Here is a 13,318-nt window from a genome sequence, read left to right on the forward strand (position 1 = left end):
GTTAGCTTCCTTTACTGCTTACAAACTGCTGGGCAATAGATCTAGCAGTTGAGTCCGCTTCTAAGATTAAATCTATTGAATCCGCAGAACCATTTTCAACCCGATTCAACGTATGTTCAACTACCACAGGAATATCGGTAAAACCAATCTGTTTTTGCAAGAAAGATGCCACCGCAATCTCATTCGCCGCATTTAAAATTGCAGGAACTAAGCCTCCAGCTTGAATGGCTTGACGAGCCAAAGTTAAAGCAGGAAAACGCGTTGCATCTGGTTCTTGAAAATCAAGTTGATGATTTACAAATAAATCCAAAGCAGGAACATGAGTATTAATACGTTTAGGCCAAGCTAAAGCATGTGCAATTGGGGTACACATATCTGGATTCCCCATTTGCGCCAATGTTGAACCATCAACATATTGCACCATGGAATGAATAATACTCTGTGGATGAACAACAATTGTTACAAAATGTTCTGAAATTGCAAAAAGATGGCATGCCTCAATCAGCTCAAGCCCTTTATTCATCAAAGTTGCAGAATCTACAGAAATTTTCTGTCCCATTGACCAGTTTGGATGCTTACAGGCTTGCTCAGGTGTAACACTTCGCAATTCATCTAGAGAATGATGTAAAAACGGACCGCCCGATGCCGTTAATAGAATACGCGACACGCCGAGTTTAGGCTGACCATTACGCTCGACATTCAAATATTGTTCAGGCAAACATTGAAAAATTGCATTGTGTTCCGAGTCCACAGGCAATAATAAAGCTTGATGCTGACGTGCAGCCTGCATCATCAAGTCACCAGACATGACTAAAGCTTCTTTATTGGCAAGTAATACGCGCTTACCTGCTTTGACAGCCGCCAAGGTTGGTAACAAACCTGCTGCCCCAACAATTGCAGCCATAACGACATCGACATCTGGATGACGTGCAACTGCTTCTAAGCCTGCTTCGTCAAATAAAATTTCGATGTTGTTAATATTTTCTTGTGAAAAAAGTTGTAGTAACTCTGGCTCTTTAGCAGACGGTATCACCACAACTTTAGGACGAAACTGTTTGCAAATTTGCACCAATTCCTGAATTCGACTGTATGCCGTTATTGCAAAAACAGAATACTCTTCAGGATGCTGTTGCAGTATTTTTAAGGTACTTTGACCAATAGAACCCGTTACACCTAAGATACAAACAGCTTGTGACATTTACAAATCTACGCCAATTAGTTTTAACACATACATACCCGCAGCAAATATAGGTGCCGCAGAAAGCAATGAATCAATACGGTCCAACACACCACCATGTCCGGGTAAAATGCGACCTGAATCTTTAATACCAGCACGGCGCTTAATCATTGACTCAAACAAATCACCTAACACCGAACTAAACACAGTGACTATAGAGAGAATCAAAAATAAAATATGTTGTGCTAACGTTAAGTCTAGATATAAAACCTCAACAACAACCACAATAAGCATTGACGTTAAGATACCACCGTATAAACCTTCTACAGATTTATTTGGACTCACATCTGGTGCAAGTTTTTTCTTACCAAATTTACGCCCAACGAAGTATGCACCACTATCCGCTCCCCAAACCAACAAGAACAGATACATCAACCACCATGGTGAACTCACCCATAGCGCAAAAATTGCAGTTACAGCAGCCGCAACAAGAATAAATCCTGAGAAATACAGACTATTATTGTACCAGCCATCGTATTCTGGATAATTTTTTACCCAATAAACACTCACCAACCAAGACAAAATTGATGCACACCACAGTAAAAGTGCAATATCTTTAAAATACAAAGCTAAAGTTGCTAATGCTGCAGTAACAATTCCGTAGCACCATGCAAAAGGCTTAATAATATGATTTGTTTTTCTTGGCATGAGCTTAAACCACTCATAACCTGCAACCCCAGCGGCAACAATCATCAGCACCAACATTGGATACTGAGATTGAGTAGCAAACATACAACTAAGTACAACTGCCACCAATACCAATGCGGTAATAATCCGCTCTAACATTTATTAATTCTCAAATTTATCTTGTTGAATTTGCTCAGATGTTTTACCAAAACGACGCTCACGCCCTGCAAAAACCTCAAGTGCATGATCAAACTCTTGCACACCAAATTCTGGCCACAAAGTTTCAGTAAAATACAATTCTGCATACGCGGCTTGCCAAAGCAAGAAATTCGACAGTCGATAGTCCCCACCTGTACGAATCAGTAAATCAACCGCAGGTAAATCCGACAAACTAATATGCTGACCCATAAGCTCAGCATTAATTTGATTCACTTCCAGCTTACCAGCTTTGACTTCCTGAGCGATGTGCTGTGCAGCTTGCGCCATATCCCACATACCACCATAACTAACTGCTATGGTTAAAGTCATTTGAGTGAACTTAGCAGTCCTTTGCTCGGCATGCAACATTAACTCACGTAAATGCGGCGACAAGCGAGAACGATCACCAATAAATCGTAAAGCGATTTCAAATTTTTCCATACGCGGGATTTGCTCATGAATTGTCTCTTCCAACAAATTCATCAGCAAATCCACCTCATATTGAGGTCTGTTCCAATTTTCGCTTGAAAATGCAAAAACGGTTAAAGCTTGAATCTTTCTTTTTCGACAATGCTCAACAATTGGGTCTAGGACATTTTTACCTTCACGGTGTCCCGCACCCTTTTGCATTTGCATTTTTTTGGCAAAACGATTGTTGCCATCCATAATGATGGCAACATGTTTTGGAAGATGTGTAGCGTCTTCAGATGTGGTCATTAATTTTAGACCTTCATCAATTCAGCTTCTTTTGCAGCTAGACGTTTTTCAACTTCAGTCACGAATTTATCAGTGATTTTTTGGATATCTTCACCTGCACGGCGCTCATCATCTTCAGAAATTTCTTTTTCTTTCAACAATGCTTTGATATCGCCTAAAACATCACGACGAATGTTACGAATTGCTACTTTTGCATTTTCAGCTTCGGTACGAGCAACTTTCTGCATGTCACGACGTGTTTCTTCAGTCAATGCTGCCATTGGCACACGAATCGCATCTGCTGTGATTGGGTTCAAACCTAAATCTGATTCACGAATCGCTTTATCAATTGCAGCAACCATTGAACGCTCAAAGGGCTGAACTAAAAGTGTACGAGAATCTTCAACACCAACATTGGCCACCTGATTTAAAGGCACATCAGAGCCATAGTAAGGAACCATTACACCGTTCAGAATGGATGGATGCGCTCGCCCAGTACGAACCTTTGCAAAACCATGTTCCAACGAGTCAAGTGACTTGTTCATACGGTCTTCTGCGTCTTTCTTAAGATCGTTAATCATATGATCTTCCTTACTTAATTCTAAAAGATGTCATTACTAAAATAGCGTGTAGTATAAAGAGCTTTCAGGCTCACGTACATTAGTTCGTAACGTGAGTCCCTTCTTTTTCACCCATAACCACTGAAAGTAACGCGCCAGACTTGTTCATATCGAACACTTGAAGCGGTACATTATGATCACGACACAAACAAATTGCTGTTAAATCCATGACACCCAACTTTTCATCCAACACCTTGTCAAAGGTTAAGTTGTCATATTTCACTGCATCATCAAATTTGCTTGGATCTTTATTATAAACACCATCAACTTTAGTGGCTTTCAAGATGAGGCTGGCTTCAATTTCAATACCACGTAAACAAGCCGCAGTATCTGTCGTGAAGAATGGGTTACCTGTACCTGCAACAAATACGCATACCTCACCTTGAGTCAGGTGACGAATGGCATCACGGCTAGAATAAGATTCCACCACAGTACCAATTGGCAATGCCGACATTAAGCGCGTTTTAATGTTACGGCGCACCAATGCATCACGCATTGCCAAACCATTCATTACAGTTGCCAACATACCCATTTGGTCACCTGTTACACGACCAACCAAGCCATCTTTCTGTAGCTGGCTACCGCGGTATAAGTTACCACCACCAACAACAATACCCACCTGCACACCGAGTCCAACCAAGTGTGCAATAGATAAAGACATTTGATCGAGCACTTGCGCATCAATACCCATGTCTTTGTTGCCCGCAAGTGCTTCACCTGAAAGCTTTAACAAAATGCGTGAATAGCGTGGATTCTTTGAATCTGACATTCCAAACTCCAAATTTACTTAATCTGTATTTTTCTATATATGGATTTGCTTAAGCTGATTTCACTTGAATCAACTTGGCATACAAGTCGTATTCGTCTGCATCCGTAATTTCAACTTCAAGCAGAGCACCGGGTTTAATCAGATTTTTATCAATGTCTTCTACAAAGACGTTCCCATCAATTTCAGGTGCATCCGCATATGAGCGTGCAACTGCAACAGGAAACTCGTCTTCAAGATCATCAACCAATACCGTCATGACCTGACCAATACGTTTTTTTAGCTTAGCCGCTGAAATTTCCTGCTGAACTTCCATAAAACGTTCATAACGTTCTTGTTTAACTTCTTCAGGTACGTGATCTGGTAAATCGTTAGCCGTAGCCCCTTCAACGGGCGAATAAGTAAAGCAACCCACACGGTCTAACTTCGCTTCTTTCAACCAATCTAACAACATTTGGAAATCTTCTTCAGTTTCGCCCGGGAAACCGACCACAAATGTTGAACGAATCACCAATTCAGGACATTTTTCACGCCATAATTTCAGGCGCTCTAATGTGTTTTCACTATGGGCTGGTCGCTTCATCAATTTTAAGATGCGCGGACTGGCATGCTGAAAAGGAATATCTAAGTACGGTAGGATTTTACCCTGAGCCATTAAGTCAATAACAGCATCTACGTGCGGATATGGATAAACATAGTGCAAACGAACCCAGATTCCTAATTGACCTAAGGCTTCACACATGTCATAGAATTTAGTCTTAACTGGCTGACCGTTCCAGAAATCCAGTTTATATTTAGTGTCCACACCATAAGCGGAAGTATCTTGAGAGATAACAAGTACTTCTTTTACGCCTGCGCGTTTAAGCGCAGCCGCTTCGTCTAAAACAGAACCGACTGGACGTGAAACCAAATCACCACGCATACTTGGAATAATGCAGAAGGTACAACGATGGTTACATCCTTCCGATATTTTTAAATACGCATAATGTTTAGGGGTTAAACGGATGCCTTGCTCTGGCACTAAATCAATAAAAGGATTGTGCTTTGGCGGTGCGGGAACATATTCATGTACCGCTTCCATAACATCCTGATAAGCTGCCGCACCTGTGACTTTTAGGACATTTGGGTGCATTTCACGAATTTTATCTTCGTCTTTACCCAAACAACCTGTCACAATAACTTTACCATTGGCACTCATTGCTTCGCCAATAGCATCCAATGATTCTTGTACTGCAGATTCAATAAAACCACAGGTATTAACAACAACCAAATCAGCACCATCATAATCTGATGCCACATCATAACCTTCAGTCTTTAACTGAGTTAAAATTCGTTCAGAATCTACCAATGCCTTAGGACAACCTAAAGAAACAAAACCGACTTTGGGGGACTTCATGAATCTGCGCTCCACTAGAATGCGCGTATTGTAAGACTTTTCGATTGATAAAAATAGGTGGGAAGCAGACTCTTTATGTAATGCACCAAAATTAATCCACTGTTTGCCTTATATATTTACATTTGCACCATTTTGATACATTTTAAAAGTTAATTACTTAATATCTTCGGCTTACAATTTTAATAAAGTCCAATTTCAGCGCATTTTTTTAATAAAGGTTCAACTTTGACGCCCTTGATTTAAAGTTGGCGTGCATTTTGCTTAATCTGCATCAATTGCGTTCCAATATTGGACTATTAATTGCTTTTTGAAGATGCCATTGCGCCATTTTAACACAGGATACCCTCGCTAATGGATCAGCCACATACTATCGACTACCGCGTATTGGTGGACAATTTGACCACCGCGATTTTGCTTGTCGACAGTAAACTGAATATTTTTTACTTAAACTCATCATGTGAATCTTTGTTTGATATGAGTTTATTACGAGCAAATGGACAACCCGTCTTAAATTTGCTGCATATGCCAAACGATGAATTTAATACAGAAGAAGCATTATTTAACACTTTAGCCACTGGTCAGCCTTATACTCGTCGTGAAGCCACAATTAACGTTAACTTTAAAGACATTCATGTGGATTACACGGTTTCACAACTCAATGCAGGTAAACCTTACCACCCCTTACTTTTAATTGAGCTTAATCCAATTGATCGGATGTTGAAAATTTCTAAAGAAGAAAACCTCATTCAACAACATCAAGTCGCACGCCAACTCATTCGTGGGGTAGCCCATGAAATTAAAAACCCCTTAGGTGGTATCCGCGGTGCGACACAGCTTTTAGCCCGCAGTTTAAATAATCCAGAATATTCAGAATTCACTGACATTATCATCAGCGAAGTGGATCGGTTGCGCAATCTTGCCGATACCATGCTGGGTTCTCGTCAGTTACCAAGTTATGAGCCAGTCAACGTTCATGAACCTTTAGAACGTGTTCGATCACTCATCGCTAACCAGACTAAAAAGAAAATCAAAATCACACGCGATTACGACTTATCTTTACCTGAAGTTAAAGCAGATCGTGATCAACTGATTCAAGTCATGCTCAACATCAGTGTTAATGCAGTGCAAGCCATGATGGAAAACAAGGATTTCTTTACCGAACATCAACCAGAACTGGTTTTAAGAACTCGAATTCAACGTCTTGTCACCATTAATGGTGTACTGAATCGCTCTGCGGTTCGTGTTGATATTGAAGATAACGGGCCGGGTGTTCCAGAAGAAATTCTGGAATCCGTGTTCTACCCACTTGTGACTGGCCGTGCTAAAGGCACTGGGCTCGGTCTGAGTATTGCACAAAACATAATGCACCAACACAACGGAATGATTGAATGCCAATCTGTTCCCGGAAAAACAGTATTTAGCTTATATTTACCTTGGGAGTCTAACCATGTCGCGAAATAAAATATGGGTAATTGATGATGATCGCGCCATGCGATGGGTGCTAGAAAAAACATTCAAAGAAGAAGGTTTTGATGTTACTAGCTTTGAAGAAGCACAATCTGCTTTAGACCAACTGGCAACGGATGCGCCTGATGTCATTCTTACAGACATTCGCATGCCCGGAATTGATGGTCTGACCTTTTTAGCCAAGGTTAAAAGCAATTACCCTGACCTCCCTGTCATCATTATGACAGCGCACTCTGATCTTGAATCAGCCGTGTCTAGTTATCAAACGGGTGCTTTTGAATATTTACCCAAACCATTTGATATTGATGAAGCATTAGCATTAGTCAATCGTGCAATCTTGCACATCACCAAACTACAACAACAAGAATCTGCAAAAACAGCTTTACCCATTCAATCTACAGAAATTATTGGCGAATCTCCTGCCATGCAGGAAGTCTTCCGTGCCATTGGTCGTTTATCACAATCCCACATTACCGTGTTAATTAATGGTGAGTCTGGTACAGGTAAAGAATTAGTTGCCCATGCACTACATCGTCACTCACCTCGTAGTAGCAAGCCATTTATTGCTTTAAATATGGCAGCAATTCCAAAAGACTTAATCGAAACTGAACTATTCGGTCATGAGAAAGGTGCATTTACTGGCGCCAACACGCAACGTCAAGGTCGTTTTGAACAAGCCAATGGCGGCACGTTATTCCTCGATGAAATTGGTGACATGCCTTTCGAAACCCAAACTCGTCTATTACGCGTTTTGGCAGATGGCGAGTTCTATCGCGTCGGTGGTCACATTCCGGTTAAAGTCGATGTCCGTATTGTGGCAGCAACACACCAAGACCTCGAAAAATTAGTCAATGAAGGACGTTTCCGTGAAGACTTATATCACCGTCTTAACGTGATCCGCATTCATATTCCAAAACTTGCACATCGTAGTGAAGATATTCCAATGCTGGCGCAGCACTTCCTTGCACGCGCAGGCAAGGAACTTGGGGTCAGTCCAAAAATTCTACGCATTGAAACGCAAGAATATATGCAGCAACTTCCTTGGCCAGGGAATGTGCGTCAATTAGAAAATACTTGCCGCTGGCTCACTGTCATGATTACTGGCCGTGAAGTTTATCCAGAAGATCTCCCATCTGAACTTAAGCAAATTCCAATTGAGAAAGCATCAGAACAGTCTACGACCTCTCATTTTGATCGTATTTCACTACATCATTGGGATGAGTTACTGGGTCAATGGGCGATTCAAAAGCTTAAAAATGGTGAAATGAAGATTCTGGATATTGCGACGCCGATGTTTGAACGCACACTCATTAATGCTGCACTACAACAGACACGTGGTCGCAAACGCCATGCTGCTGAACTTTTAGGTTGGGGGCGAAATACGCTGACACGCAAACTAAAAGAGCTTGGCATGGATACAGCAGATGATGATATTGAAGAAGAAATTGAAGGTTAATGCCTAAAAAAACAGCTCCTTAATGGAGCTGTTTTTATTGTATCACTACGCTGCAAAGCCAGTATAACGATACATATTTTCTACACCCAATTTTGAACGCACCAAAATGGTCTGCTCAAAATCAACTTTCTGGATTTCTTCATATACATTCGCAGCTTCATCATCATGAATTTCATCCACCGAACGAGGCATTTTTTCCTCAAAACGATCTGAGACAAACTCAAAGCCCAAATCCATTGCAATAAATAGAGTATGTTCGCATGGTTGGATATATTGCTCTTGCGCCCAATCTACAACAGCCTGCTGGCAAATTGGACAACAGATATTACTTTCTGCTGCATCTATTTCAATAATTTGTTGGTACATCTTTTTTCAACTGCAATCACTTCATTGCAGTCTAATAGATTCAACAGCAAAATTACATGAAAGACATATGATTTAAAATTGACAATATGCAACATTAACTCTAAATTTTATAAATTGTTGCATAAATGGAATTATAAATGTTATCCGACCTCGACGATTTTTATTGCTTTGCATTGGTGGTTGAACATGGCGGCTTTAGTGCAGCAGAACGCGCTACAGACATTCCAAAATCAAAACTCAGTCGTCGCGTTTATAATTTAGAAGAACGTCTTGGCGTACGTCTTATTCAGCGCAGCTCACGTCATTTTGCTGTGACGGAAATTGGCATGAATGTCTATCGACATGCTCAAGTCATGATGAACGCCGCACAAGCAGCTCACGATTTAGTCGATCATTTAAGCGTAGAACCACGCGGTGTGATTAAAGTCAGTCTTCCTGTCTCGATTGCTCAAAATGAAATGACCAAAATTCTGCCTAACTTTCTGAAAAAATACCCAGAAATTAAAGTACAACTTCTGGTGAGTAATCGTCGGGTGGATGTCATTAATGAAGGTATAGATATAGCGCTTCGCGTACGATCAAATCTTGACGATGATCCTAGCCTTATCTTGAGAAAATTTGAATTAATTGAACAGCATCTGTTTGCCAGTCAAGCTTATCTAAATGAATTTGGTGAACTTAAACAACCTGAAGATTTAGCACATCACCATATACTGAGTATGGTCGATGAGCATCTTGATCAGCAAATTATTGTACATGATAGCCAGAACCATCAAAAGAAAATCAAGGTGAATCCCATTGTTATGGGTTCAGACTTAATGATGTTGGCACAACTGGCCCGACAAAACTGCGGCATCGCCTTACTACCAGATTCGATTGCTCTCGATTTCATTAAAACTGGAGAGCTTGTCCGTGTTTTACCTGAATGGAAAGCACCTCATGGTATATTTCATGCAGTCTATCCATCTCGCAGAGGACAACTTCCAGCTGTACGCGTTTTTATTGATTACTTAGTTGAACATTTAACGCAAAAGCATAAGTAAAGGCAAAAAAAAGCTTATCCGCGAAGGATAAGCTTGAAAATAAGAAACTACAGCGAGAATCTTGGAGTGCATTTTATATACCGATCACAATTCAATCAAATATAAAAAAACGATTAATTTGAGCACTTAAAAATCACACAATCAAGAAAAACTTTAGTTCAGCCAGAATAAAAATCGAAATTAACTATTAATATCGATGAATAAATAAAAAATTTAGACTTAAGTCTAAACTCACCTTAATTTAGTTGTCACTTAATTTCTGGATAATCGCCCGTCCCTTCTGGCCAAGGCGTCAATAACTCAAATCCAGTCTCTGTGACTGCAACCATATGCTCCCATTGGGCAGACAACGACTTGTCCGTGGTCACTACCGTCCAACCATCTTCAAGCTCTTTTACACTGCTGCGCCCCATATTCACCATTGGCTCAATGGTAAACACCATCCCTTTTTTCAACTTTAAACCCAAACCAGGTTTACCATAATGCAGAACGCTAGGCTGCTCATGATAGACCTTCCCTATACCATGACCACAATACTCTTTAACAATACTAAACCCTTCACGCTGCGCAACCGTCTGAATTGCAAAACCAATATCCCCTAATGTTGCATCAGGTTTAACCGCTTGAATCCCCGCTAGCATCGCCTCATAAGTGGTATCGACCAGTTTCTTCGCTTCAGGCTTAATACTACCCACATAATACATACGACTGGTGTCACCAAAGTAACCATCTTTAATAATTGCAACGTCGATGTTGATAATATCCCCATCTTGTAAAATACGGGTAGCCGAAGGAATACCATGACAAACAACCTCATTGGGGGAAATACATGTAGTTTTTGTATAACCGTAATAACCAATATTTGCAGGAATTACATTTAAGGTATTTACAATATAATCATGACAAATATCATCCAGATATTCAGTACTGACTCCAGGCTGAACATGCTCGCCAATCATTGCCAAAACCTGTGCAGCCAATCGCCCTGACACACGCAGATTTTCAATATCTTGCTCAGTTTTAATCACGACTGAAGAAGCCAGCATATTCTCACCCTCTTAAATAATGCAGGCATTATAATCCTTTTCATTTGAAAATGTTGTCTGGGATGACTTCGTAAGCATGATGTATGCAAACACCCTAAACTGAGTGCAATAAATTGCGCGAACCAATTCATCTGCCCAATTTATTTTTATAAATTTCTAAACATACTCTTTAGTAATTTTTTATCAATTTTCAGCCATATAATTCAACCATTTGCTAAATTAAATGAAAAATTGTATAAAAAAAATTCATATTACATATAAAAAATTTTCCCAAGTCCTTATTTTTCTACTAGAATCGCCTGTTTTTAGTCAATGCATCTCTTGAAATGACGAATCTTCGTACTAGAGATATTATTGCCTTGGGTTTTATGACCTTTGCTCTGTTCATTGGGGCAGGCAATATTATCTTTCCTCCTATTGTTGCCCAACAAGCGGGTGAACATGTTTGGCTAGCTGCTGCTGGCTTTCTGGTCACCGCAGTGGGTTTACCTGTAATTACCATCATTGCACTTTCACGCGTAGAAGGTTCAATTCAACTACTCAGCTCTCCACTGGGTAAAGTTGCCAGTTTAATCTTAACAATTGTCTGTTATTTGGCTGTAGGTCCACTCTTCGCTACACCACGTACAGCAACTGTTTCTTATGAAATTGGATTTTCTTCATATTTTGGTACTTCGCCAAATAGCTTGCTGATTTACAGCATTATCTATTTTGCAATAGTAACCCTAGTTTCACTTTATCCAAACAAGTTATTGGATACTGTTGGACACTTCCTAGCACCAATCAAAATTGTTTCTTTAGCCGTACTCGGTATTGCAGCATTCTTAATCCCTGCGGGTTACATCCCTCCTGCAATTAATAATTATGCAAGCAGCCCTGTGTCTGAAGGTTTTGTCAATGGCTATCTCACCATGGATACGCTTGGCGCTCTGGTATTTGGTATCGTGATTATTCATGCCATTCACTCACGCGGTGTGACTGACAAAAAGTTAGTTACAAAATACGCAGTGATTGCTGGTCTTATTTCAGGTGTTGGTTTAACGCTGGTTTATCTCAGTTTGTTTAAACTCGGACTTGGAAGTCATGAAGTTGCACCAAATGCAGCAAATGGTGCTGTTATTTTGCATGCTTATGTACAACATGCTTTTGGTGATTTAGGCTCGATCTTCCTTACGGGCATGATTTTCCTTGCATGTATGGTTACTGCAATTGGCCTGACCTGTGCATGTGCTGAATACTTCTCAGAACTGACTCAAATTCCTTATAAGATTTTTGTATTTGTTTTAGTGGGTTTTTCACTACTGATCTCTAACTTAGGTTTAACCAAACTCATTGCGGTATCCGTCCCTGTGCTATGTGCGATTTATCCGCCTGCAATTGTAGTGATCATGCTCAGTTTCTTCGCGAAATTCTGCAAAAATCCTCCTGCAGTGATTGCACCAGTGACAGCAGTTGCTTTTATCTTTGGAATTTTAGAAGGTTTAAAAGCAGCAGAACTCAATTCTTTTTTACCAGAATTTGTTCAACATCTACCATTGAATGAACAAAATCTTGCATGGTTAATCCCATCTTTGCTGGTTCTGGTTATTGCACTCATCTGCGACAAATTTAGAAAATAAGCTTTCAATTTGTAATTAAAATCCAATTTTACCCAAATTCGATTTTAGATGTGACCAATAAATGTCGGTTTTACCCAAATCAACTTTTATTGTTTACTTTTCGCAGTCATGCAATACCATGCCCTGCATGTCTAAATATCCCTTCGAGTTAATCTCTTTTGCCAAATTCAACTTTTTTGGTCTAATTTTTGCTTTATACGACTTAAGCACTATTAAGCTTTTTCAAATATAGAAATAGGCTAAGTGTTAGGGTTATGAATATCATATTGATGACATATTTGATTAAAACAATATGTACATAAAATTATTACCTAATAAAATATGAACTATTCATAAAGTAAACAATCCACCATACAAATTCCAATGTTAGTAAAATTTAATGAAAAAATAACGGTATTAGCTATTGAAATACCGATTAATTCGCAGTACAACATTAGTAACCAATCCGACCAAAACACTTAGGTTTAGGTCAAATTCATAGGAGGGATGGAGATGTTATCATTACATTTCAACAAGCAAGTCTTCATTAACGCTCTAAAAGCAAACAAGAATATGGTCACGTACTTAAGTACAACTGTGGCACTTATGCTGACTTTGCTTTTTCACGGACTCATACAAGGGCACCTGAAGGCTGAATATTTTGCTTACGCTCTTTTTGTTTCTGCCGCCTTTTACAGTTGGGCAGTAATTGATCAAAAAGTCCGTGCCCAGAAAAAATCTAAGAATTTCGATTGAACAGATGGATGATTATTCATCCATCTTTAAAAAAATATGTAAATAA

Annotated in this window: 13 protein-coding genes; 5 read left to right on the forward strand and 8 right to left on the reverse strand. The window is 39.7% G+C overall.

Annotated features, from left to right (window positions below):
* Position 1: 1 nt before the first annotated feature.
* From ispC to rimO, 6 genes are all read right to left on the reverse strand, one after another.
* Positions 2 to 1,198: a 1-deoxy-D-xylulose-5-phosphate reductoisomerase gene (gene ispC / locus E0H87_RS10770; protein WP_131323601.1), complete on the reverse strand. Its 1,197-nt coding sequence runs from the start codon at positions 1,196 to 1,198 to the stop codon at positions 2 to 4.
* Positions 1,199 to 2,023: a phosphatidate cytidylyltransferase gene (locus E0H87_RS10775; RefSeq protein WP_131323602.1), complete on the reverse strand. Its 825-nt coding sequence runs from the start codon at positions 2,021 to 2,023 to the stop codon at positions 1,199 to 1,201.
* A 3-nt stretch (positions 2,024 to 2,026) separates the two neighbouring features.
* Positions 2,027 to 2,779 (reverse strand): polyprenyl diphosphate synthase, encoded by a 753-nt coding sequence (gene uppS, locus E0H87_RS10780; protein ID WP_131323603.1) that lies wholly within the window; start codon positions 2,777 to 2,779, stop codon positions 2,027 to 2,029.
* Positions 2,780 to 2,784: 5 nt separating this feature from the next.
* On the reverse strand, positions 2,785 to 3,339 hold the full coding sequence (gene frr, locus E0H87_RS10785; RefSeq protein ID WP_131323604.1) for a ribosome recycling factor: 555 nt from the start codon (positions 3,337 to 3,339) through the stop codon (positions 2,785 to 2,787).
* Between the two features lie 79 nt (positions 3,340 to 3,418).
* Entirely contained in the window at positions 3,419 to 4,147 is a 729-nt protein-coding gene (pyrH, locus tag E0H87_RS10790) for a UMP kinase (RefSeq protein ID WP_131323605.1), read from the reverse strand.
* Positions 4,148 to 4,196: 49 nt separating this feature from the next.
* Positions 4,197 to 5,540, reverse strand: coding sequence for a 30S ribosomal protein S12 methylthiotransferase RimO (rimO, locus tag E0H87_RS10795; protein WP_131323606.1), 1,344 nt, complete (start codon positions 5,538 to 5,540; stop codon positions 4,197 to 4,199).
* Between the two features lie 351 nt (positions 5,541 to 5,891).
* On the opposite strand from rimO, the gene glnL reads away from it, so the two are divergent.
* Positions 5,892 to 7,001 carry a nitrogen regulation protein NR(II) gene (gene glnL / locus E0H87_RS10800; protein WP_131265417.1) on the forward strand — a complete coding sequence of 370 codons (1,110 nt, stop codon included), beginning with the start codon at positions 5,892 to 5,894 and terminating at the stop codon, positions 6,999 to 7,001.
* Entirely contained in the window at positions 6,988 to 8,463 is a 1,476-nt protein-coding gene (glnG, locus tag E0H87_RS10805; protein ID WP_131323607.1) for a nitrogen regulation protein NR(I), read from the forward strand. Before glnL ends, glnG begins: the two co-directional genes overlap by 14 nt.
* A gap of 45 nt (positions 8,464 to 8,508) precedes the next feature.
* On the opposite strand, the gene E0H87_RS10810 is transcribed toward glnG, so the two are convergent.
* Positions 8,509 to 8,829 carry a hypothetical protein gene (locus E0H87_RS10810; protein ID WP_131323608.1) on the reverse strand — a complete coding sequence of 107 codons (321 nt, stop codon included), beginning with the start codon at positions 8,827 to 8,829 and terminating at the stop codon, positions 8,509 to 8,511.
* 137 nt (positions 8,830 to 8,966) lie between these two features.
* Here E0H87_RS10810 and E0H87_RS10815 point away from each other — a divergent pair, with 137 nt between their 5' ends.
* Positions 8,967 to 9,872, forward strand: coding sequence for a LysR family transcriptional regulator (locus E0H87_RS10815; protein ID WP_131323609.1), 906 nt, complete (start codon positions 8,967 to 8,969; stop codon positions 9,870 to 9,872).
* Positions 9,873 to 10,120: 248 nt separating this feature from the next.
* Here the strand turns inward: E0H87_RS10815 and map are convergent, their stop codons facing one another.
* Positions 10,121 to 10,918 carry a type I methionyl aminopeptidase gene (gene map / locus E0H87_RS10820; RefSeq protein WP_131323610.1) on the reverse strand — a complete coding sequence of 266 codons (798 nt, stop codon included), beginning with the start codon at positions 10,916 to 10,918 and terminating at the stop codon, positions 10,121 to 10,123.
* 326 nt (positions 10,919 to 11,244) lie between these two features.
* Here map and brnQ point away from each other — a divergent pair, with 326 nt between their 5' ends.
* A complete protein-coding gene (gene brnQ / locus E0H87_RS10825) occupies positions 11,245 to 12,537 on the forward strand; it encodes a branched-chain amino acid transport system II carrier protein (protein ID WP_131323611.1) in 1,293 nt (430 codons plus the stop codon).
* A 492-nt stretch (positions 12,538 to 13,029) separates the two neighbouring features.
* Positions 13,030 to 13,272, forward strand: coding sequence for a hypothetical protein (locus E0H87_RS10830; protein ID WP_016167708.1), 243 nt, complete (start codon positions 13,030 to 13,032; stop codon positions 13,270 to 13,272).
* Positions 13,273 to 13,318: the final 46 nt, after the last annotated feature.

The organism is Acinetobacter sp. ANC 4178 (genome assembly GCF_004331175.1).
Taxonomy (GTDB): domain Bacteria; phylum Pseudomonadota; class Gammaproteobacteria; order Pseudomonadales; family Moraxellaceae; genus Acinetobacter.